28 protein-coding genes and 1 pseudogene are annotated in these 20,067 nt (G+C 40.0%); 7 read left to right on the top strand and 22 right to left on the bottom strand.

The features are described 5' to 3' along the window. The first annotated feature begins 437 nt into the window (after window positions 1–437). Window positions 438–608 carry a PLDc N-terminal domain-containing protein gene (locus ACE4RR_RS15660; protein ID WP_375536444.1) on the top strand — a complete coding sequence of 57 codons (171 nt, stop codon included), beginning with the start codon at window positions 438–440 and terminating at the stop codon, window positions 606–608. A 128-nt stretch (window positions 609–736) separates the two neighbouring features. Here the strand turns inward: ACE4RR_RS15660 and ACE4RR_RS15665 are convergent, their stop codons facing one another. Beyond that, window positions 737–1,498, bottom strand: coding sequence for a DeoR/GlpR family DNA-binding transcription regulator (locus ACE4RR_RS15665; protein WP_375536374.1), 762 nt, complete (start codon window positions 1,496–1,498; stop codon window positions 737–739). A gap of 163 nt (window positions 1,499–1,661) precedes the next feature. Here ACE4RR_RS15665 and ACE4RR_RS15670 point away from each other — a divergent pair, with 163 nt between their 5' ends. Next, window positions 1,662–1,853, top strand: coding sequence for a hypothetical protein (locus ACE4RR_RS15670; RefSeq protein WP_375536375.1), 192 nt, complete (start codon window positions 1,662–1,664; stop codon window positions 1,851–1,853). 14 nt (window positions 1,854–1,867) lie between these two features. On the opposite strand, the gene ACE4RR_RS15675 is transcribed toward ACE4RR_RS15670, so the two are convergent. The 4 genes from ACE4RR_RS15675 to ACE4RR_RS15690 form a co-directional block, all read right to left on the bottom strand. Further along, entirely contained in the window at window positions 1,868–2,476 is a 609-nt protein-coding gene (locus ACE4RR_RS15675; protein ID WP_375536376.1) for a hypothetical protein, read from the bottom strand. A 73-nt stretch (window positions 2,477–2,549) separates the two neighbouring features. After that, complete coding sequence (locus tag ACE4RR_RS15680) at window positions 2,550–3,269, bottom strand: ATPase (RefSeq protein ID WP_375536377.1); 720 nt, start codon at window positions 3,267–3,269, stop codon at window positions 2,550–2,552. A gap of 19 nt (window positions 3,270–3,288) precedes the next feature. Beyond that, window positions 3,289–4,677 (bottom strand): 23S rRNA (uracil(1939)-C(5))-methyltransferase RlmD, encoded by a 1,389-nt coding sequence (gene rlmD / locus ACE4RR_RS15685; RefSeq protein WP_375536378.1) that lies wholly within the window; start codon window positions 4,675–4,677, stop codon window positions 3,289–3,291. A 12-nt stretch (window positions 4,678–4,689) separates the two neighbouring features. Next, window positions 4,690–5,550: a DNA-3-methyladenine glycosylase family protein gene (locus ACE4RR_RS15690; RefSeq protein ID WP_375536445.1), complete on the bottom strand. Its 861-nt coding sequence runs from the start codon at window positions 5,548–5,550 to the stop codon at window positions 4,690–4,692. A 131-nt stretch (window positions 5,551–5,681) separates the two neighbouring features. Between ACE4RR_RS15690 and ACE4RR_RS15695 the strand changes: the two genes are divergently transcribed. Further along, on the top strand, window positions 5,682–6,032 hold the full coding sequence (locus ACE4RR_RS15695; protein WP_375536379.1) for a GAF domain-containing protein: 351 nt from the start codon (window positions 5,682–5,684) through the stop codon (window positions 6,030–6,032). A 344-nt stretch (window positions 6,033–6,376) separates the two neighbouring features. On the opposite strand, the gene pdaA is transcribed toward ACE4RR_RS15695, so the two are convergent. After that, window positions 6,377–7,168 carry a delta-lactam-biosynthetic de-N-acetylase gene (pdaA, locus tag ACE4RR_RS15700; protein ID WP_375536380.1) on the bottom strand — a complete coding sequence of 264 codons (792 nt, stop codon included), beginning with the start codon at window positions 7,166–7,168 and terminating at the stop codon, window positions 6,377–6,379. Window positions 7,169–7,296: 128 nt separating this feature from the next. On the opposite strand from pdaA, the gene ACE4RR_RS15705 reads away from it, so the two are divergent. After that, entirely contained in the window at window positions 7,297–7,452 is a 156-nt protein-coding gene (locus tag ACE4RR_RS15705) for an AbgT family transporter (protein WP_375536381.1), read from the top strand. A gap of 199 nt (window positions 7,453–7,651) precedes the next feature. Here ACE4RR_RS15705 and ACE4RR_RS15710 read toward each other — a convergent pair whose 3' ends face one another. The 8 genes from ACE4RR_RS15710 to ACE4RR_RS15745 all read right to left on the bottom strand — a co-directional run bounded on the left by ACE4RR_RS15710 (window position 7,652) and on the right by ACE4RR_RS15745 (window position 13,161). Continuing rightward, window positions 7,652–8,251 (bottom strand): histidine phosphatase family protein, encoded by a 600-nt coding sequence (locus ACE4RR_RS15710; protein ID WP_375536382.1) that lies wholly within the window; start codon window positions 8,249–8,251, stop codon window positions 7,652–7,654. 11 nt (window positions 8,252–8,262) lie between these two features. Beyond that, entirely contained in the window at window positions 8,263–8,448 is a 186-nt protein-coding gene (locus tag ACE4RR_RS15715; protein WP_375536383.1) for an SE1561 family protein, read from the bottom strand. Further along, window positions 8,445–9,782 carry an MATE family efflux transporter gene (locus ACE4RR_RS15720; RefSeq protein WP_375536446.1) on the bottom strand — a complete coding sequence of 446 codons (1,338 nt, stop codon included), beginning with the start codon at window positions 9,780–9,782 and terminating at the stop codon, window positions 8,445–8,447. The genes ACE4RR_RS15715 and ACE4RR_RS15720 overlap by 4 nt, the downstream gene beginning before the upstream one ends. Window positions 9,783–9,868: 86 nt before the next feature. Then, window positions 9,869–10,255, bottom strand: a complete 387-nt coding sequence (locus ACE4RR_RS15725) for an OsmC family protein (protein ID WP_375536384.1) — start codon at window positions 10,253–10,255, stop codon at window positions 9,869–9,871. Window positions 10,256–10,420: 165 nt separating this feature from the next. Continuing rightward, window positions 10,421–11,263, bottom strand: a complete 843-nt coding sequence (locus ACE4RR_RS15730; protein ID WP_375536385.1) for a VLRF1 family aeRF1-type release factor — start codon at window positions 11,261–11,263, stop codon at window positions 10,421–10,423. An 89-nt stretch (window positions 11,264–11,352) separates the two neighbouring features. Next, window positions 11,353–11,778, bottom strand: coding sequence for a hypothetical protein (locus ACE4RR_RS15735; RefSeq protein ID WP_375536386.1), 426 nt, complete (start codon window positions 11,776–11,778; stop codon window positions 11,353–11,355). 116 nt (window positions 11,779–11,894) lie between these two features. Next, window positions 11,895–12,917 carry an MBL fold metallo-hydrolase gene (locus ACE4RR_RS15740; RefSeq protein WP_375536387.1) on the bottom strand — a complete coding sequence of 341 codons (1,023 nt, stop codon included), beginning with the start codon at window positions 12,915–12,917 and terminating at the stop codon, window positions 11,895–11,897. A gap of 97 nt (window positions 12,918–13,014) precedes the next feature. Next, window positions 13,015–13,161: a hypothetical protein gene (locus tag ACE4RR_RS15745; RefSeq protein ID WP_375536388.1), complete on the bottom strand. Its 147-nt coding sequence runs from the start codon at window positions 13,159–13,161 to the stop codon at window positions 13,015–13,017. A gap of 230 nt (window positions 13,162–13,391) precedes the next feature. On the opposite strand from ACE4RR_RS15745, the gene ACE4RR_RS15750 reads away from it, so the two are divergent. Next, window positions 13,392–13,547: an FbpB family small basic protein gene (locus tag ACE4RR_RS15750; protein WP_375536389.1), complete on the top strand. Its 156-nt coding sequence runs from the start codon at window positions 13,392–13,394 to the stop codon at window positions 13,545–13,547. 83 nt (window positions 13,548–13,630) lie between these two features. Here ACE4RR_RS15750 and ACE4RR_RS15755 read toward each other — a convergent pair whose 3' ends face one another. After that, window positions 13,631–14,095, bottom strand: coding sequence for a class F sortase (locus ACE4RR_RS15755; RefSeq protein ID WP_375536447.1), 465 nt, complete (start codon window positions 14,093–14,095; stop codon window positions 13,631–13,633). A gap of 105 nt (window positions 14,096–14,200) precedes the next feature. Between ACE4RR_RS15755 and ACE4RR_RS15760 the strand changes: the two genes are divergently transcribed. Next, a complete protein-coding gene (locus ACE4RR_RS15760) occupies window positions 14,201–14,383 on the top strand; it encodes a DUF4397 domain-containing protein (protein WP_375536390.1) in 183 nt (60 codons plus the stop codon). Window positions 14,384–14,509: 126 nt separating this feature from the next. Continuing rightward, window positions 14,510–14,806 (top strand): annotated as a pseudogene (locus ACE4RR_RS15765) (DUF4397 domain-containing protein); the annotation flags it as partial. A gap of 10 nt (window positions 14,807–14,816) precedes the next feature. Here the strand turns inward: ACE4RR_RS15765 and ACE4RR_RS15770 are convergent. From ACE4RR_RS15770 to rnhA, 7 genes are all read right to left on the bottom strand, one after another. Next, a complete protein-coding gene (locus tag ACE4RR_RS15770) occupies window positions 14,817–15,686 on the bottom strand; it encodes an alpha/beta hydrolase (RefSeq protein ID WP_375536391.1) in 870 nt (289 codons plus the stop codon). 421 nt (window positions 15,687–16,107) lie between these two features. Next, on the bottom strand, window positions 16,108–16,542 hold the full coding sequence (locus ACE4RR_RS15775; protein ID WP_375536392.1) for a ferritin-like domain-containing protein: 435 nt from the start codon (window positions 16,540–16,542) through the stop codon (window positions 16,108–16,110). A gap of 148 nt (window positions 16,543–16,690) precedes the next feature. Continuing rightward, the gene (msrB, locus tag ACE4RR_RS15780; protein WP_375536393.1) at window positions 16,691–17,122 is read right to left on the bottom strand and encodes a peptide-methionine (R)-S-oxide reductase MsrB; all 432 of its coding nucleotides are present in this window, start codon (window positions 17,120–17,122) and stop codon (window positions 16,691–16,693) included. Further along, window positions 17,119–17,655: a peptide-methionine (S)-S-oxide reductase MsrA gene (gene msrA / locus ACE4RR_RS15785; protein WP_375536394.1), complete on the bottom strand. Its 537-nt coding sequence runs from the start codon at window positions 17,653–17,655 to the stop codon at window positions 17,119–17,121. Before msrA ends, msrB begins: the two co-directional genes overlap by 4 nt. A 187-nt stretch (window positions 17,656–17,842) precedes the next feature. Then, window positions 17,843–18,355, bottom strand: coding sequence for a type 1 glutamine amidotransferase domain-containing protein (locus ACE4RR_RS15790; protein ID WP_375536395.1), 513 nt, complete (start codon window positions 18,353–18,355; stop codon window positions 17,843–17,845). A gap of 72 nt (window positions 18,356–18,427) precedes the next feature. After that, entirely contained in the window at window positions 18,428–19,429 is a 1,002-nt protein-coding gene (locus ACE4RR_RS15795; protein WP_375536396.1) for an LLM class flavin-dependent oxidoreductase, read from the bottom strand. 29 nt (window positions 19,430–19,458) lie between these two features. After that, window positions 19,459–20,067, bottom strand: coding sequence for a ribonuclease H (gene rnhA / locus ACE4RR_RS15800; RefSeq protein WP_375536397.1), 609 nt, complete (start codon window positions 20,065–20,067; stop codon window positions 19,459–19,461).

Consider the following 20,067-nt stretch of genomic DNA (forward strand, 5'->3'; position numbering starts at 1 on the left):
CTCCCCGGGTAAGCGCACAGACTTCCTCTCCATGTACCCGCCTCATTTAACTGCCCGTCCCTTTGGTCGTTCGGACTTTGACTTGTTAAGCAGTCTCATCCAAGAAGGACAGCCTGGTATGAGATTCGTGTTCCTCGGATCGGAGATTTGCCTCCAGCTTCCTTCAGATTCCACCTCACGATGGACACCCTTGCCTTTGGCTAACGGCTACAACGACACTTCACCGTTCGGGACTTAAACCCTATAGCGTGTGCGCATGCCTGGCACACTTAAAGGGGCAGTACTCAAAAATTGTAGTTTTGAGTACTGCCCTATTTTGGCGGGCTTGATGCGATGTTAATGAAACAAATTTGTCAACAATTACGTAGTTAAGTATAAAAAAGGAAGTGAACGACATGGAGGCATTAGGTATTTTTGGATTTTTAGGAGGAATAGTGATGCTATTTCTTCTTAGCATTTTATTACTAAACATTCTTACCAGTGTATGGGCTTACAAAGATGCCATTCGTAAAGGCAACAGTAAGGAATACGCGATTGTCGTACTTATCGGCACACTTTTTTTTCCTATCATTGGACTCATTGTCTACTTACTCATTCGCAATGCTTAAAGTTACACGCATGTGGACTAGCAGCAGTTCAGGATTCGAAAAAAATATAAAAAAGAAGGCATCTACTGAAAATAGAAGCCTTCCCGTATCATAACGCCCTCTATTACAGGTTACGCTGATACCCTAATTTATGAATCAGCTATTAAAAGCTTAATTCCATTTTCTTGAAAAACTGCAGCCAACTCTTCTCCAGGCTGCTTATCAGTAATAATACAATCTACGTCCTCAAGGTCTAATCCTTTAATAAAATGGCGTTTGCCAAACTTTGTAGAATCCGCCAGTACATAAACGGTCTCAGACCTTTCCGCCATTGCCTTTTTTACGGCAGCATCCTCTTCATGGGCATAATACAATCCATCATTACAAATACCGATTACCCCAATAAATGCTTTATCCGCATAAAACTGGTGAATTTTTTCAACAGTACTGCTGCCGTATAAAAAGCGGTGCACCACGTTGAGTCTTCCTCCAGGAAGGTGAATGTCTATATTTCTTTTTTCTGTTATGGTTTCGGCGTTTACAATTGAATTAGTAATAACTGTTAATGGAGAAACATTCACCAGTTCTGATGTAAATTGAACAGTTGTAGAAGCATCAAGCATTATGACTTCTTCCTGAATTATCTGCTTGGCTGCAGTGTTTGCTATTTTCATCTTTTCTTCTGCTGATTTTTCGAGTCTTTCCGTGTAGCCTTTTAAAGAGGTGATTAAACCTGGAAGCATTACACCACCGTGCGTTCGGACGACTGCCTCCTTCTCAGTAAGCTTGACCGTGTCCCGCCTTGCAGTATCTCGTGATACTCCAAAATGTTCGCACATGTCCTGAATACTCATTTTTTTATTTTTTTCTAAATATTTCAGTACAGCCTCCATTCGTTCTTCTTGATACATGTTCATTCTCCTTACAGATTATGTAGTTAATTTTAAGTTATATATTAAAAATAATCAATGATTATACTTATATTCATTCATAAATACTTAAATTTACTTAATATAATAGATTCAGCTTCATTCTATAAAAAATTCAGCTCTATTATTAAGGAGGCCACTGAAAATGTCCTTTCTATCTGAAAGAGCTGTTAACGATTGTTGTGAATTCTCACGAATCGCTTATCGGTGGATGCTGGCCACGGCACTTGAAATTAGACGAAAAGCGGTCTGTATGGAAATTAATTATTCCACACAGACCGCTTTATTAAAATTCTACTTTTCAAAGACCTTCCGTTTTTCAGTGGCCCATTATTAAGGGGCTGTTTTTTATCAACCGAGCTTTTCATGTTCCCAGTAATCTTCCGTTCGGGCTATGATTTCTTCTTCCGTTACATTTCTCCATCGGGAAGAATCACCCTTTCCTGTTAAGGAAACAATTCTTTCCGGCTCTCCGTCTTCTTCAGTTGGAAAATACCAATGCAGCTTAACTGTCGAAATTTCATCAGATTTAAGAAGGTCTTCAAAAATGTCAGCGGAAGAATTTAATAAAGCGGAACGGATTAAGTCAGTTGTCACGTTATCTTTCGCTGTTAAAGAAGCTTCGATTACCCCCTCCTCTTCAAATACTTTCGTCTCTATTACTGGAGGGCCGTAATCGTACTCTTTCAAATTGTTTTCTCTCTCCAAAACAGCTGGAACAGCTTCTTCGATCGATTCAAAGGACTCTGACTGCCCGCCTGCATTATGCTGCCCTGTATCCTCAGCTGTCACCCAAAAGACAGCAAAGGAAAGACCGCATAAAGCAGTGGTACTGACAAATAATATAGTCTGAAGATATTTGTTTTGTTTTTGCTGCTTCCACAAAATTATCAGCATAAATAAAAAAATAACGCTGAGTACAGCGCATATAAAAAACAGGGTCAATGCTGTCATCGCCATGAAAGTAACCCCTTTCAATGCATTGCAATTTCTACGGCAATATACCTACTACAGTGTACACTACTTTGTTTGTTCATTGGTAAATTATTTTATGAAATTTAGAATCAAAATCGTCCGCCAGTTTCTTTTCCCAATCAGGGTGATAGCTTATCAGAACGCTGGTCGAAGGTCCGCATGATTTGTTTAAATCAATTTGTGCTGTGGGTTTCAATGCTTGGTAGATCCCATTTGTTTCCTGGAGCAGCCCTAATTCATGTATAATTCCCCTTGATCCACATGGCACCACTTCATATATCCCTTCTATGTTCAACAGATCGAGAACCTGAGGCCAGGTAACGGCCTGTTCTTCATTTTTCAGTACTTCTTCGCCAACTAATGGAATGCCGATCGCTGCAAATTCTGCATGTGGCGGCGTTCTTTTTAATCGCAGATTCTTATTATTGACCACTCCGGCAGCTGTTACGCCGAGCGAGGATTGAATCAGTTTCATATTCGTTTCTGAACTCCCGCTGATATCAATATATCCTGATCTGCTTTCAACCGCTGTTTTTCTTATTTCATCTATAATTTCCTCCCATGCTCCGGCTCCGCAACCGTTATGTATAGCTGCAGATTTAGGTGCACCACCAGCAGTAATTAATTCCATGAATGCTGTTCTAGCGGTGTATGACGCTAGTATTCGCACATCCGCTTCGACCTGATCTTTCCTCAGCATACCTATACCTGCAGCGAAATCGGCTGCCATAATTAAAGATTCGTTTTCATTAATTGCCGTCACACTAATGTCACGCAATTCATTCACCACTTTTTTCTTATTTTAAAACGAATTTCGCCACTGCTTCTGTTTGAGCTGTCTGCGGAAACATATCGACTGGTTGAATATAAGTGAGTTCAAAGCCATTATTTAACAGGAAATCTGCATCTTTTGCAAGAGTGGATGGATTACAGGAGACATATATGAACTTCTTTGGCTTCGTTTTTACAATTGTTTTCAGTAGACTATTAGCGCAGCCTGTCCGTGGAGGGTCAACAATAATCACCTCTGCATTCCAGCCTTGCTGGCTCCACCTTGGAATAATCTCCTCTGCTCTCCCATTATAAAACTTTGCATGTAAATAACCATGGGCAGCCGCGTTCTCATTTGCATCGTTAACCGCTGATGCAATAGTGTCCATTCCTCGGATTTCTTTTGCCTTTCCAGCCATCCATAATCCAATAGTACCAGTTCCACAGTAAGCATCTATAACTTTTTGGGTTCCATCCAGATCAGCTGCTATTCTTGCTTCTTCATATAGTACTTCAGCCTGGCGTGGATTTAATTGAAAAAATGCATGTGGAGATAAATTAAATGACTGCTCTTTAAGCGACTCTTTAATTGTTGTTTCACCCCATAGGTGCCTCGTTTTTTTCCCAAATATGACAGATGAGCTGGTGGGCTGCACATTATGAAAGATGGATACTACTTCCGGAAGTCGCTCTCGGATTCTTTTTACTAACGTAAGCTTCTCTGGGAGCTCAGGCGAAGACGTAATTATCGTTAGCTGGGCTGTTGCAGCTGCAGTGGATATTCTTGCTGCAATCGTCCTCAGTCCCTGCTTGTTTTTATTTTGATGGTGAACAGGCAGCCTTAATTCCTTGGCTATTTCAATTACTGTTTTTGAAATTTTATTTAATAATGGTTCCTCCACCATACAGCCAGGTCCTGTTAGATCCACAAGTTTATTTGAATTCATCGCAAATAAGCCTGCTTTTGTCGTTCCGTGTTCGCTGCGTACCTGCCATTGGCTTTTATTTCGATAATACCAAGGTTCCTCCATACCAATTGTATCTTTAATATAAACTCGGTGTTTTTTGGCATAGCGCTCAAATGCTTGGACCACCATATCTTTTTTTCCCAGTAGCTGCCCCTGGTAAGATAAATGCTGAAGCTGGCAGCCTCCACATTTTTCATAAACAGGGCATGGCGCATTTATTCTCTCAGGGGAGGATTGGCGTATTTTTTTCACTTTTGCAAGAATATGTTTAGTGGAAACCTTCACTGCTTTACACACTATAACTTCTCCCGGCAGAGCGCCTGGCACAAACACAGCCTTTCTTTTAAAAAAACCTACTCCTTCACCGTTAATCCCAAGTCTTTTTACCGTGACAGGAAATTCAGATCCTTCCGTTAGTTCCTTTGAGTGTTGCTTATCTTTTTTCATTGCTCGAAACTCCTATCTGTTTTGCTCGGTACTCAGCCATAAATAGAGGGCAGCATAGCTATTATAAGGTTTCCATTGATCTGCCAAGTCATAAATTTCATCCTTTGTAGGCTTCTGGTCTATATTTAATAGCACCTTTAAGCCGTTCTGAATTCCTATGTCTCCAGCGGGCATTAAGTTTTCACGGCCAAGGCCGAATAATAAAAAACATTCTGCTGTCCATGGCCCGATCCCTCGAATTGAAGTCAAAGTACGAATGATTTCTTCATCAGTTTTTTCTGAAAAAGTGTCTAAATTCAATTCTCCATCTACTATTTTTCGGGACGTATCTATAACGTATTCAGCTTTACGTCCGCTGAATTGTAATTCTCTTAAATCTTTTGGTTCCAATGAAGCTGTAATGTGCGGTTCCGGGTAAAACCAGACATCTCCATGCTTTTCTCCGAAAGTCTGAACAAAACGGGTGGATAAAGTATATGCAAATGCCATGTTCAGCTGCTGGTGAATAATCGTTTTTATGAGGCATCCGTATGGAGTAAATTCCGTTACAAGCGGCGTCCCCTGAAATTGTTCAAAAAGAGGATTAAGATCTGTTTGTTTAAAGTGATTATGTATATCGAATAAGTCTCTTTTCCAGTTGAATACTTTCCGAGCTTTTGCAACAGCTTTATCTGCGTCAGTTTTATCCCCGCTTAAAGTAACAGTATCTTCATTAAATATAATAGTAACAGCTTCTTTGTTATGTCCGTCCTCCATCGGCATTTTAATAAGAGCTTTCTCAAGATTGATATGATGAAGAGGCTCATCTTTCAGACGCTTCAACATGCTCACTGCATTATAGCCTTTTGTCAAATTTTCTTTCACTGTCCACATTATTATCACTCAATTCCCTGTTCTGCCTTGCTACATTATATCATCTCCTTAAATATTTCCTAAACTTACTAGCACGAATTATCTTCATCATTTGATAAAATGTAAGGAGAAAAAGAAAAGGGGGCTATTCATTGTCTATCTCCACCGACCTTGCATCGATTCAAATTCTCGCGGATCTGTTCAAGGATGGCAGCAAAAGCACAGTTTTAACAAGGACTGTACATACACTATGTGATAAAGTCGAATACATTGATTGGGCAGGGGTTTATGTATATGAAGGAGAAGAAACCAGACTTATGGCAAGTGCTTCATCCGAAGGACGTGAAGAAGAATTGCAAAGTCAGCTGGCCTTCTCAATTACTGGTGAAAACGGTGCAGAAAAAGGAGTTCTGGTCGTTAAAAGTAAAGGCTGGATTGTATTCGATGTAACAGATGTCTCGACTCTCAAGGAAATCGCTGGTGAATTCGGAAAGATTATATAAAAAAGAGGGCTTATAGGAGTGGCCACTGAAAATGTTTTTTCTAATCTGAAAGAGCTGTTAACTTTTGATGTGGTTTTTCACAAATCGTTTTCGGTGGATGCTTGCCGCGGGCACGGCCTCACCACCGAACGCTCATCGTGGAATCAACAAAGGTAAAACGAAAAGGAGTGATTTTCTTTGATTTATAAAAGAAAGTCACTCTCTTTTTTGTACAATGACAGTAATACATAAAGCGGTCTGTATGGAAATTAAATCCCACACAGTCCGCTTTATTAAAATTCTACTTTTCAAAGACCCTGAAGTTTTTCAGTGGCCTCTTATAGGAGGCTTCTTTTTTTATGGTATTAAGGGGTAATATTTTCAAGAGCTTTTTCCGAAGCAATTTCATCAATACTGCCGAATCGATATCCCTGCTTCCGGCATTCATCAATAACCTCGCCCAATGCCGCTGAATTGTCTGAAGAAACCGTATGAAGAAGCATAACAGCGCCTGGATGAATTCGTTTCATTATTGAATCATAAGCGTACTGCTTTCCTTTTTGACTGTTTGTTTCCCAATCTACATAGGCGAATGACCAAAAAACATGAAGATATCCAAGTTCCCTCGCTTTTTTAATTGAGTTTTCATTAAAGGTACCCTGTGGCGGCCGTAGATAATTCATATTTTTATCTCCGGTGATACGTTGATACTCTTTTTTTACACTGTTTAATTCCTTGGTTATCTTTTCATCCGACAAGGCTGGAAGACTTGGATGATTCCAGGAATGGTTGCCGACAATATGACCTTCGTCAGCCATTCGTTTTACTAAATCAGGGGCTGAACGTAAATAATGGCCGGTTACAAAGAATGTGGCCGGGACCTTTTTTTCTTTCAGAATATCAAGCATTTCCTCTGTATATCCATTCTCATATCCATTATCAAATGTAAGGTACAGTACTTTTTCATCTGTATCGCCTATAAAAAAACCATCATGTTTTTCAAGTATCTGCTTGTAATACGGTTCCGTATCGGCTGGCTTATTATTGGATGCAGGTTTGAAATTCCAATGATATATTTCTTTTGCTTCCATCGTTTGAGAAAAGCACAATAGAAAAATCAATAACGTTAATATAATATTTTGTATAAAACGATTCATATACATCCTGCTTAACTCCTTTTTTCTTAGCTTAAACAGTTGTATGCCATTCATACTGATAATATTTACCTTTTCAAAAAGAAAATTATTTTAAAAAAATTTAAAAATCAAATAAAAAACGAGGTATATTGCAGCGTTTCCTTGAATTCGTTGAATTTACCGGAAATAAACTGCCTCATCCCATTACATTATTTGCAATTTTAGCAGCTGCTGTTATCTTAATATTTGCGATTGCGTCGCGGGTGTCTCAAGACTCGACAGGCAGTGTTCTTTCTGCCATGTAGGCTTGAGCAGTTCCCGCGGAAAACGAAGTGTTTTGACGGAGCATATGTTGAAAACTCATAATGAACAAAAACAAACAATCCAGACAGATTCAGGAGAATCGTCTGGATTTTGCAATAAATAATTTACTTTTGTCCCTGCCTCATTTTACCTTAAATAAGAATAATTGATGCTACTAGGAAAGATTGACTTCCAAACGAATTATAAAAGGTGATGGTCATGATTTACAAAATCAATGGCAATTATATCATCGTTTAAGGTAAGCTTTGTGATTCCGGTGTTACTGATCCGAAATGGGCGGTGCACCGCCGGCCATTTATCCCCTGCAATTATAAATACGAGAAAAATACTAATAAATCCGCCATGCGATACGAGCAGAACAGTATCGTCCCTGTCCAACTTTCTGAGCCCTGCTAACAGCTCTTTGCACCTATTTGTAATGTCCTCCGTTGTTTCTGCCCCATCCAGTCCAGACAGAAGCAGATCCTTATTTTCCAGGTGAGGAAATTCACGGACAATTTCCTCACGATTTTTTCCCTGCAGTGGACCTAAATGAATCTCACGAAGGAGCTCAGTTGTTATTAACGCGGCATCTTGATGATGAAGCACAGCCTCAGCAGTCTTGTGGGCTCTTGTTAAATCGCTGCTCCAAATGACATTCGCCGTCATGTTTTGTAACGCCTCTGCAAGCTTAATCGTTTGTTCCACGCCAACTTCAGTTAGCGGATAGTTATCTGTGCCTTGAAGCTTTTTTGTTTTATTACCCTCTGATTCACCGTGTCTGATAAAATAAATGTCCATAAAAGAACATTTCACTCCCAGTCATGTTTAAATTGTTTTAATTTTATTTGCAGCTGTTCAAACATTGCTTCCAGCCGCTGCAAGTCATCAGTGCCGGAATGAACTGGATCTAGATTTTCCAGCATCTCTTGAATAAGTTGAAGACGCTGCTGTAAATAGATTATCTGCTTATTCTTGTCATGTATCGGCGTGCTCAAGTTGAATCCTCTCCTGTTTGGCCGTTCTTCTCTTCTCTTTCAAAGATATCAATTTTGTTCCATCTTCCAAAAATATAGTAAAATGCCGCAATTATACTGCTGACGATAAAGCTTGCACCAACTCCAAGGGCAATGCCCCTCTCTCCGAAAATGGCAGAAAACAGCCAGGCTAAAGGAAAACGAAGCAGCCAGAAGGAAATTATATTTAATACCAGGACCTGAAACATCGCTCCTGATGCTCTTACGATACCGTTTAAAACAAAATTAATTCCTAAAAATGGATAAAAGAAAGCAACAAGCCTCAAGTATTCTGCCCCAAATTGGACAGTTTCTGAATCCTCAACAAACATCTTCATTAAAAATTCAGCCCCTAGAAAAATCATCATGCTGATGGTGACCGATACGATCAATATTAGAATTATTCCACTCTTAGCTATATTCCTTACTCTATCCCATTTTTCTGCTCCAATGTTTTGCCCGGCCATACTTGTGATAGCTGAACCAAGCGTAATTGCAGGAAGCATAATTAAACTGTCCATGCGCTGAGCAGCTCCATATCCCGCCACGACTGTTTCTCCGAAAGAGGTAACCACAGTCATAATTGCGAGCACACCACCAGAAATAGCAACCATTGATAAGCCGGATGGCAGTCCGAGCTTAAATATTCTTTTGAACTCTTCCAGCGGAGGCACAGTTGGAATAGTAAAAGGCAGACCTTTTTTTCTTGAAGAATATATAATTCCAAAAAGAAAAGCGCTCCCCTGCGATATGACAGTCGCATAAGCTGCACCTTCCATCCCCATGTTAAGTCCAGCGATAAATAAAGGATCAAGGATTGCATTTAAGATAACAGCAAGCATAATAAAACGCAGCGGTGTCTTACTATCGCCAACTGCCCGCAATACCGTGCCAATAAAATTATATCCAAATAAAAAAGTAATACCTATGAAATTGATTTTTAAATAAGCTGACGCCACTGGCAAAATACTCTGAGGAGTACCCATCCACTGCAGAATATATGGAGCCATGATATAACCAATGATACCTAGCAGCATTGAAAGCAATCCAAGGACAAAAACAAAAGCATTTAATGATTTTTTTAAACCTTCTTCATCATTCGCGCCGGTTCGTTGGGAAAGGACCGTGAGTGTTGCGCTGTTAATACCAATAATAAATGACAATATTGTAAAGATGACAGCCGCTGAAATAGAGACCGCTCCCAAAGCGGCGGCACCGAGCAGATTCCCTATCCATAAACTATCTACGATTTGATATGAGCTTTGTAATAAATTACCGAGAAAAATAGGTGATGAGAAAATTATCATTTTTCTCATAATACTTCCTTCAGTAAAGTCTATCTGGGTGCTGCTTTTGTTCAAGCTTTCTCTCTCCAATCCTGCGCTGCTTCATTTCCAAAAAATCAACTCGTATGCAGTTCAAAAGACTCCGATATTTCAATACTATCCTTTACTGACTGAACCATTGAACAATTTTTCCTCGTTAAGATCAGGTTTTTCTCCATTTGCTGCTCGGTTAAACCTTTTGTCCAAATGTTAAAATGGAGATGAATTTTTTGAACTTCCTGAGCACCATGCTCGTTGCGGGTTACGTCTGCCTCAATTTTAATATCGTACACAGGCTGGCGTCTTTTTTCCATAATTTTTTTAAGTACTCCGCCACTGCACACGGCAACGGAGGAAACAAGTAATTGGTACGGACGAAAACCATATGTTTCATTTCCTGAGACCTGCAGTGTTCCAAATTCTGCTTCTGTCTCAAAACCGTTTTCTTTCATTAAGAATTTCATTACTTTTTTCCACGCTCCAGTCACTACAAGTTCAACTTTTGTTTGCTATTTTATCTTAACTCAGTAAACGGTTGACGTCTAACATATCAATTTCTTAAAAGCAGCCACCCTATAGACCCTTCATATAAAGAATAAAAAATTGAAAAAAGCCGGTGGAGACCGGCTTTATCTGACACTCTCACCATACACATGATTAAGTATCTCATGTGACGGTTTTGATATAAGATTTTTGGGGATAACATCCAAAATTTTTGTTCCAAGATGCTTTTCGAGATCTCTGACAGCTTCTTTGTTACCCACAAGGTAAGCACCCTGCAGCCCCCTTTTCTTGATTTCTTTATCAAGCATCGGGGCTAGGCTTTTATACCAGCGAAGTCTATTTTCATCAAAACGCTGCTGTACTTCATCTACCTGTGTTGTTCCGGAACTCGTTCTATCACTGGAAGCATTTCCTTTATACTGCTTCCAGTCCTCGGATTCAAATTCCCAGCTGAATCTCTTTTCCTCATTAATTTCACCAAGTGCAGTATCCATTAAAATAACATCGCGCTGCTGAACCATTATTATTCCGGCTGGTGGAAATTTAGACTCCATATCCTGCAGCTGCGTTACTATTGGTTTCTTTTCCCAATGAAACTCGGTTTCCACCGGTACCTGAAGGATATATTCAGCACGTAGTTCCCCGTCTGCAGACGCTATAAAGATCAGCGCTTTTTGCATATCGGTTTGTAAATCGTAAATACGTTGGTTAGCTTCATCTGCGAGCTTTTTGTAAGCTTTCTGTTCATCCTTTGATCCACTTGATTCTGTGTATTCTTTCAGCTTCTTGAGACCATTTTTTAATCTAATTTTCCATTCTCCGCTTTGTTGATTACCCTCACCTAAATCAGTATTCAGATAAATCGTTAATATTCCGGTTTCATCGTGGGTGTTGTTATATTTATTAAGGTCGTTACGTAAAGTTATTTCACATCGTTCCTTTCCATCAAACAAATTTGGAATGTACAACGCTTATTACCGAAAAAATATGTCCATAAACTTGTTTTTAAACCAAAATAAAAAAGACCCCTCCGTAAATTGGAAAAGGGTCCTAATTACTAAGAAGACATATTTTCGCCTGTAGGCAGTTTTTCTACATTCGAATTACTTTCCAGCTGCTTAGATTCCTCCCCTTCTTCTGATTCCTTTAAGTTCTTTATATCACGTGCTGTTTGCTGTGTTGTTTCTTTCACATGCACTGTCGTTTCTTTTAGATGTGCTGCTCTTGCTGATATTTGTTCCACATCTGCACTTGCGGACTTTAACAATTCAGATAATCGATTCGAGGATTCTCTAAGTTGAGATATTATTTCTTCACGATTTTCAGATAGAAATTGGCTTACCTCGTTAATTGTACCCGCAGTTTTTTTTGTACCACCTACAATTCTATTTCGTGTAGAACGATTGCTCATCAAAAATAACATAGTTGCAGATGCACTAACCGCAAGGCCTATCTGCAGGCCGCGCTTTGATTTTTGTTCCACTTCTTTCTCCACCTTTCTCCAACGTCCGATTCAATATATTTATCCTATATCATACTAGATACCACAAATCTGCAGTTAATATTCATAAAATTTGAAAGACCAGAGTGACTGAATAGTCATTCATCAATAACGCTATAAATATTTTGGCTGTTTACTTTAGTTACCTCCACTTTATTCCAAGCTTCTAATAAATCTAAGTGCCCTTGAATTTCTGACATAGTTAATGAAGGCTGTTGGCTGGATAACGCTCCAAAATAATCACAGCATATGGAATAGCATGTCTGTGGCCCTTTTATTTTTAATTGAGCATACAGTTCATCAGCGCGCTTCTCTTGAGCCTGTACTCTTTTATTAATCAAGCTGTCGACCCTGGTGATTTTAGATCCATGCCCCGGATATACGACACTTAGGGAAAATGATAAGATTCTTCTTAATGTATCCCGATACTGAAGCATCTCGTTACTTTTATCTGTCTCTCCGGGATATGGGGCCTCTGTTATTGCATTTGAGGAAATCTCCGCCAGCAGAGTATCTCCACCTATAAGAGCTGCTGCTTCTTGATGATAAAGAGCGATATGACTATGAGCATGTCCTGGAGTTTCAAGGACACTCCAGCCTTCTGTTCCTTCTATTTCGTCTCCTTCCTGTAGCTCGAAATCCAAGTCTACTGGTTCTTCAGGTTTAATGTATTGCAACAAATCATTATGGGCTTTACGAATTAGAGTCTCGGGTAAACCTGATACCTTGTAGTAACTTTCAAAAAAGGAAATTATGTTTTCATAAAATTGTGTCTGCTGAGCAAGCCAAAATTTATTCTTCCAGTGACCTTTAATAACAGCCGAATTTGCAAATCTATAAATGCTCCCTGTATGGTCGGGATGGTGGTGAGTAAGTATTATCTGCTCAATATCCGTATAAAGAAAGCCCTTCTTTTCTAATTCACCGATTAGAACAGACCACGCCTCGTCCGTGTCCGGGCCGGCATCAATGAGGGTCAATTTCTCTCCTTCCAATAAATACACATGAACAGGGCCTACCTTATATGGGGTCGGTAGAGTAATTTGATGGATCCCTTCAATTTTCACTTCGAGATTGGGCAATGTCACCTGTCCCCTTTTACAAATGTTTTTCTTTACCACGGGCAATACTTCAACATTCTCGAAAGCCATATAGTTAAGTTAAAGCAAAAAAATAGAATGCCTAACAAAATGCTAAACATTCAAGAAAATCACATATTTAATTATACACTTCTGATATGAAGAAATCAGTTTCTTTTTCTTCAAAAGTGATTTCCCTGCGGTTTTTCAATTGCTTCAGCTCAGCATTTAATATTTCAATTTCTCTCTCCATGCTTGCAATCTTTTTCTTTTGAGAAACCGTCACATTCTCTCCCTCCATTTAGTAAACGAATATTCAGAAAAATTTATTTATAATTGTAGCAAACAGAACTTTTTTTGTAAATAGGCACTAAAATTGTAAGCGCTAACATAATCATAATTTTCCAATTATAAAAATTATTCAAAAAATATTAACATTTTAATGCCCCACAACTGATTTTTTTAGGATATGATGTATATGGGGAGCAGAGAATCAAAATGTAAAGGATGAGAGTGATGAGAAAACCAATACGTTCAACACTTGAAGAATTAATTAATGAAAATAAAAAAGAACTTCTTAACGATCCATCAGCCATTGAAAAGATTGAAGAAAAATTAGACGATAGAAAAGCAAAAGAAGTCTACGTTTCTGATTCACAGGAAAAAGAATAAAAAACTTGGCTTTTTCGCCGGGTAATAATATTTCTTCTTCAAGTAAAAAGAGAAAGGAGCCGATTTTTTATCCGGGCTCCTTTTTATTTGTTAAGCTCAGCAGTAATGACAAGTCTATCTTCATGGGTTCCGGCATCCCTGTCAAACTCACCGGTGCAGGTTATTAACTTTATTTGCTTCTTTCCCGAATAACCAAAAATGTCTTCAAGTGGAGCTTCTTGATAAGGAAAACTCTCTTTATTTGTAATAGTAAAAAGTTGTCTGGTGTTATTTTTATCAGTAATAATTACCTCATCTCCTGGATCTACATGTTCGAGATCGAAAAAAACAGCCGGACCTTGCTTATCATCTACATGCCCGGCGATAACCGCATTCCCTCGTTCTCCCGGAGCCTTACCAGGTTCAAACCAGGCAGTTTCTTCGCCGTTATCGGGAACTTCCATCGCTCCATCTTCTCTAAGTCCCATAGCGACAATTGGCGCTTCAACATTAATTGCGGGTATTTCAACAGCTGCAGGTGTATAGCTTTCAATAGATGATGCTTGAATTGTCTCGTTTACTTTGGTTGTTTCTTTCTCGGCTGTGGGGCTCTCGTCTTTGGAGTTTTTGGAGGAGCTGCTTCAGCAGACAACCATGAAGGAGAAGAAGAGGGGATGGTAAGGATTTTGCATGCTTCCCCAGATGCTCCAGCAGTCGATGTGTATGTGAATGATGAAGCAGTAGTTGAAGATGCCGAATTTAAAGATGCCACCGATTACATGGATCTGCCTGAAGGCGATCATGAAGTAGCGATTTATCCTTCCGAAGAAGGCATGGAAGGAGTATCCGGTAATTGAAGAAACGCTTAGTGTGGAAGTAGGAAAGGCTTATACAGCATCAGCTATTAATACCGTAGATAACCTCAGCCTAAATGTAATGGAAGATGAGATGGAAGTGTCTGAAGGGATGGTAAAGTTAATGCAGCTCATTTCTCCCCGTATGCCCCGAATGTTGACGTGGCAGCAGACGGAAATATTCTATTTGAAGATGCAGCATTTGAAGAAGTAACGCAGTATGAAGAGGTTGAAGCTGGAACGTATGATCTGGAGGTCCTTCCGACAGGCAGTGAAGATGCAGTACTTGAACTTTCTGGAACAGAACTTGAAGAGGAGCCAGAGCTTGATGCAGTTGTACTTTCTACACCATCTGAGGAGATGATGCCATCAGAGATGCCAGAAACAGGAATGGGAGGAACCGCTGAGAGCAGTGCAAATCAATAAAAGCCCTACTTCAAGAGCTTTTCAAATGGTATTGCAGAAGAAGATGAAAGGTCAAATCTTTTAAGCTTGGTTTTTCATTCAAAAGATGATGCCGACCATTGTCAATCAGGATTTGCTCTGCTGCAGGAAATAGTTTTTTATAAAGGAGCATATTCTGCCTCCAGCTTACCGTTGTATCTTTGGTGCCCTGCAGAATTTGAACCGGCTGGAATGAACCAGTGTAGCCGTTAAACTTTTTTTCCCATTTAACGAGTGCAGACACCCAGTTTAAATAAACTGCTTTCCCTTGCAGGGGATCATTCTTCAAACGATGGAGAAATTCTTCTTCTACTGCTCCTGCTTTGAACTTTCGAGGTAATTCGTTTGAAAACATATGAATAAGAGGTGCTGCATATTTACTGGTCCACCATTGACTGGTGCGCAGCAATGGAGATATGAGGCTGAGCTTTTGAAATGACTGGCCGTTTAATAGTACATATTCTGCAAGAATTGCTGCGCCTGTGCTATGTCCAATTGCTGCGAGTTCAGTTATGTTCAACGATTTTAAATAAGCTAATACCTCATGCAGAGAAACTTGATACGTTTGGAAGGAAGAAATTTCATGTCTCTTCCCTTCTGATAATCCATGACCGGGAAGATCAAACACAGCCACCCGTATATCTTTATTTAATAAATATTCAATAAATGCAGCATTGGTCGCGGCATGGTCGAAGTAGCCATGGAGAAATAGCACTGTCCTGTCTATTTTAGGAGGTGTGAACAGCTGAAAAAATATATCTGGCTGCTGTGGTTTTCGGATCACATCCCATTGATATGTCATACCATCTACAGGTAATTGATAGCGTTTTATGTATTCTTGGACATACCTCTCAGTAATCATATTGTCTCTCCTTATATTGGAGTGCGCACATGTCTTCTGCTCCATCTGCACCCAGTTCAATATTTTCAAGCTTGAATATACACTTAATAATGCACTTTTAAAAGCAATAATTGGTTTTTCGCTGATGATTTTCAATTTTTCGCTCATCAAAGTGTTTTTCACTGCTGCTCAGCGTCTATTCTGCTATGAATTCCGTATGTAGATTTGGTCTCTGACGGTTTTCGCGTGTTCTATCGGTTTATCACGCTCTACCTGGATTATCACGCACTCCATTGATTTTTCCACGCCATCCACTCGTTTATCCGTGTTCCATTCAGTTTTCACCCGCTCCCCCGATTGTTTCCACTCCATCGACCAGTTTACAACGCATGAATTTCAAAAAAGCTGCCTTCCTCTAGAGGAAAGCAGCTAAAATTTTCTATTATTGTAAACGTGGATCATCCAACAAACGATCCATTTCTTCCATATGGCCAGTTTCATCGGCGATTAAGTCTTCGAGCTTTAGTTGAAGCTCAATTAATCCTAATTCATCTGCCTGCTGGACACGTTTTTTATAACGTTCAATTGTGTCAATTTCTGATTGACGGGCAGTCTGGAGCATAGTCTTCACATCACTTGTCTGCTTAACGTCAGCCACTTTCGTAGTTGGAGTACCACCAAGGGTCTTAATTTTTTCTGCTAAATAAAGGGCATGACCCTGCTCATCGGTAATTTCACCTTCAAAAAACGGCTTCAGTACTTGACGGTATAAACCGGAAACTACTGCAGCATAGTTCGTATACATTACTGTAGCAGCATACTCATTTGATAAATCTTCGTTAAGTCCATTAATTAATTCTTCCATTTTCGGATCCATGTCAGGATACCTCCTTTAATGTCAGTTGCAAAATATAAAGATTTTTAGATGCGGGATTCAACCCTGATGGATTAATCAGTATTCAATTTGTGTCCACTGTAAATGTTACCCTGCTGCAGTGATTTTTAAACTAAAAACGGGAATTAAGTTAGTCAAATAAATGAATATACTTTTCCAGGCCTTCCTCTTTAAGCTTCTCTTTTGGGACAAATTTCAATGATGCAGAATTAATGCAATAACGGAGCCCGGTTGGGGGAGGTCCATCTTCGAATACGTGACCAAGATGAGAATCTGAAGGTTTACTCCGGACCTCCGTGCGGCGCATTCCAAAGCTCGTATCGAACTTTTCCTCAATGTGATCCTCTTGAAGCGGCTTAGTGAAACTCGGCCAGCCGCAGCCTGAATCGTACTTATCCTTTGAACTGAAGAGTGCATCTCCGGAGATAACATCTACGTAAATTCCTTCGTCTTTCAAATCGTGATATTCGTTATCAAAAGGACGCTCTGTCCCATTGTTTTGAGTTACTTCAAATTGAATCGGAGTCAATTTTTTCTTCAGCTCTTCTTTCCCTGTCGTCATGTCTGGTCCCCCCAATTCTGTTTAATAAATCCATCTCTTCCAGAGCCTTTTTTATACATAGAATAATGAAATTGATTTTTTTTATGATAATTTTGATGATATTCTTCAGCAGGATAGAATGGCGTTGCAGGGCGGATATCTGTTACGATTGGTTTTGTGAACTTCCCCTGTTGTTCCAGCTCTTTTTTGGAAGCACGGGCTGCTTCCTCCTGCTCTTTGTCATAATAAAAGACAGCTGTGGTGTAAGACTCTCCTCTGTCATTAAATTGTCCACCTGGATCGGTCGGATCAATCTGGCGCCAGAAAATTTTCAATAACTCGTTAAATGTTACTTCAGCCGGGTTATATTCTATTTGTACAGCCTCGACATGTCCTGTCGTATTAGAACAAACCTCTTCATACGTTGGATTATCACTGTGTCCACCAGTATATCCCGCTGTAATGGATTTAACTCCATCCTTTTGTTCAAATGGTCCAACCATACACCAGAAACAGCCGCCGGCAAAGACAGCTCTATGAATATCGTGATTCATTGAGACCCCTCTTTTCTTTTCCCGTGTGGATGATTATTATACCACTGCATTATCTATCCTGCAGTTATCATGCTCGCGATAGATTTTCACTTTCAGTGCCGTCGCTCCAGCCCTACCGTCTAAGGAGTACTCTATACATTTGCTTCATGCAAGAAGACAGTCCCAATGGACTGTCTTCTTGAGAGTGTTATTGTAACTGTTTTAAAGATTCTCGATTAAACGCCGGCAGATCGTCTGGGGTTCTACTGGTGACTAAATTGTGGCACACAACTACTTCCTCATCGTGCACGTCTGCTTTTGCATACTCAAGGTCCACTAAAATAGATTTGAACCCGGTGACTTTTCTACCTTCAAGAGCTTTAGCAGTAATGAGAAGCTGTGGACCATGGCAGATCGCAAATACAGGTTTATTATCATCTACAAATGATTTTGCAAAGGAAACAAATTTATCATCTGCCCGAAGCATGTCAGGTGAAAAACCGCCTGGTATTAATAATGCATCGTAATCAGACGGGCTTACTTCATCTATTGCTGCATCCACAGATGCTTCAGCCTCACCTTTTTTTCCTTTAACCGTGTTTCCTTTTTTATTTTCAATAACAACAAGCTCATGACCTTCTTTTTCGAAAGCTTCTTTCGGGCTTGTATACTCTGAGTCTTCAAACATATCTGTCATAACAACAGCCATCTTCTTACTCATATATTTCACTCCTTCATGGAATTTCATCGCACAATAAGACATTACCCGCATGGGTTCCAATTAAACATATGCCTAATCCAAAAATTGTTCAGCTATCAGCTCGTAGGAGCGAATCTTATCTTCAAAGCTGTGAGTGATAGTTACGATCATTATTTCATTTGTGCTGTAGAGCTCAGAGATCTGCTGAATCTGTTTTTTTATTTGATTGGGGGTTCCTATCATCATTCTCTCTCTGTTCCGCTCAATCTGACGCAGTTCATAAGGTTCATATTCAATATTCTTTACCATTTCAAAGGATGGAACAGAACTCAATCTCTCGCCTTTATCCGCTGATAATAAAAGATGATCGAGTACCATTGCGTGCATTTCTGCTTTTTGTTCCGTTTCCGCGGCTATGGCAAACACCGCCAAAATTAATTTTGGCCGCTCTTGGCCGGTAGTCGGTTGAAAATTAGTATGGTAATAATTAGCTGCATTTAATCCTTCCTCTGGATTTATAAAATGTGCGAAACAAAATGAAAGACCTTTTTGCGCAGCCAGCTTTGCACTGCCAATGCTGGAGCCTAGCAGCCAAACCGGCGGTGGAATGGCTGTGGCAGGAGTTGTTTTAAGTCCAAAGTAAGGGTGATCTTGCGGAATCGAATCCTTCAAGTAGTATAAAAGCTCATCGATTTGTTGGGAGTATTGATGTTTTTTTCTCTGGCCGCCATTATTTAATGCTCTGCTTGCGAGCGGCATCCCCCCCGGAGCACGGCCGCTTCCGAGATCAATTCTACCTGGATAAAGATTCTCCAATACTTTAAAGTTCTCCGCCACCTTATAAGGGCTATAGTGAGTCAGCATAATTCCACCTGCTCCGATGCGCATGCTATTAGTGTTTGCAGCCAGGTGCGGAATCAGAACCTCCGGGCTTGAACCAGCTAAACTGCAGGTCCCGTGATGTTCAGCTGTCCAAAATCGGGTATAGCCCAGCTGTTCTACTTTTACAGCGAGCTCTGTGGTATTTTGAAGGGCTGTTTGTGAGGTCATCCCGGCAGAAACTGGTACTAGATCAAGTACACTTAGCTGTATCATTGTATCAATTCCTTATGCTTCATCCACTCTCACCCTTTTCTACCATAATCAGCTTTAATTTCACCCCATTGTTTTGTCTGCCATTTTAACAATGGATTCTTCCATGAGTTTGTCTGCAGCCATTTTTCTGCACGCTCTGTCAACTGCCAGATCTCTTCTGTCTGCTTTGTTCTCTTTAAGCTCGAATTGGCTTTTTTTTGGCGGACCCATTTTATCGCGGTCATGGAATCAGAGTAAACTGGAATAATACTGTTTTTCTTTTTTAAGTAAGCGAGAGCATGTACGATAGCCAGAAACTCTCCCATGTTATTTGTTCCCATCTCTACGCCAGGGTGTTCAAAAACAACAGCACCGGTTTTTGTATAAACTCCTTTGTATTCGACAAATCCAGGGTTTCCCCTTGATCCGACATCTACAGAAATACTTTCTTCTATGTAAGGTTTACTCTCACCATAGTCGGAAACTTTGATGTCAGCCTGGTCTTCTTCTCGATATGCTTTATTTGCTTCCGCCAGCGTAGGAAAGGAACGGAACCTGGCCCCTGGAAATCCTTTTACCTGTTTCTCACATTCCTTCCATGAGGAATAGATGCCAGGCAGCTTTCCTTCCCAGACCACATAATATTTCTTTTTTGCCAA

Origin of the sequence: Alteribacillus sp. HJP-4 (genome assembly GCF_042139015.1) — a bacterium.
GTDB lineage: Bacteria > Bacillota > Bacilli > Bacillales > Marinococcaceae > JBHIKY01.

What these genes read in the sequence shown, in the direction of transcription:
- ACE4RR_RS15660 (WP_375536444.1), top strand. Translation starts at nt 438, where the DNA reads ATGCTATTTCTTCTTAGCATTTTATTACTAAACATTCTTACCAGTGTA.
- ACE4RR_RS15665 (WP_375536374.1), bottom strand. Translation starts at nt 1,498, where the DNA reads ATGTATCAAGAAGAACGAATGGAGGCTGTACTGAAATATTTAGAAAAA.
- ACE4RR_RS15670 (WP_375536375.1), top strand. Translation starts at nt 1,662, where the DNA reads ATGTCCTTTCTATCTGAAAGAGCTGTTAACGATTGTTGTGAATTCTCA.
- ACE4RR_RS15675 (WP_375536376.1), bottom strand. Translation starts at nt 2,476, where the DNA reads ATGGCGATGACAGCATTGACCCTGTTTTTTATATGCGCTGTACTCAGC.
- rlmD (WP_375536378.1), bottom strand. Translation starts at nt 4,677, where the DNA reads ATGAAAAAAGATAAGCAACACTCAAAGGAACTAACGGAAGGATCTGAA.
- ACE4RR_RS15690 (WP_375536445.1), bottom strand. Translation starts at nt 5,550, where the DNA reads ATGTGGACAGTGAAAGAAAATTTGACAAAAGGCTATAATGCAGTGAGC.
- pdaA (WP_375536380.1), bottom strand. Translation starts at nt 7,168, where the DNA reads ATGAATCGTTTTATACAAAATATTATATTAACGTTATTGATTTTTCTA.
- ACE4RR_RS15710 (WP_375536382.1), bottom strand. Translation starts at nt 8,251, where the DNA reads ATGGACATTTATTTTATCAGACACGGTGAATCAGAGGGTAATAAAACA.
- ACE4RR_RS15720 (WP_375536446.1), bottom strand. Translation starts at nt 9,782, where the DNA reads ATGAGAAAAATGATAATTTTCTCATCACCTATTTTTCTCGGTAATTTA.
- ACE4RR_RS15725 (WP_375536384.1), bottom strand. Translation starts at nt 10,255, where the DNA reads ATGAAATTCTTAATGAAAGAAAACGGTTTTGAGACAGAAGCAGAATTT.
- ACE4RR_RS15750 (WP_375536389.1), top strand. Translation starts at nt 13,392, where the DNA reads ATGAGAAAACCAATACGTTCAACACTTGAAGAATTAATTAATGAAAAT.
- ACE4RR_RS15760 (WP_375536390.1), top strand. Translation starts at nt 14,201, where the DNA reads ATGGTAAGGATTTTGCATGCTTCCCCAGATGCTCCAGCAGTCGATGTG.
- ACE4RR_RS15770 (WP_375536391.1), bottom strand. Translation starts at nt 15,686, where the DNA reads ATGATTACTGAGAGGTATGTCCAAGAATACATAAAACGCTATCAATTA.
- ACE4RR_RS15775 (WP_375536392.1), bottom strand. Translation starts at nt 16,542, where the DNA reads ATGGATCCGAAAATGGAAGAATTAATTAATGGACTTAACGAAGATTTA.
- msrB (WP_375536393.1), bottom strand. Translation starts at nt 17,122, where the DNA reads ATGACGACAGGGAAAGAAGAGCTGAAGAAAAAATTGACTCCGATTCAA.
- msrA (WP_375536394.1), bottom strand. Translation starts at nt 17,655, where the DNA reads ATGAATCACGATATTCATAGAGCTGTCTTTGCCGGCGGCTGTTTCTGG.
- ACE4RR_RS15790 (WP_375536395.1), bottom strand. Translation starts at nt 18,355, where the DNA reads ATGAGTAAGAAGATGGCTGTTGTTATGACAGATATGTTTGAAGACTCA.
- ACE4RR_RS15795 (WP_375536396.1), bottom strand. Translation starts at nt 19,429, where the DNA reads ATGATACAGCTAAGTGTACTTGATCTAGTACCAGTTTCTGCCGGGATG.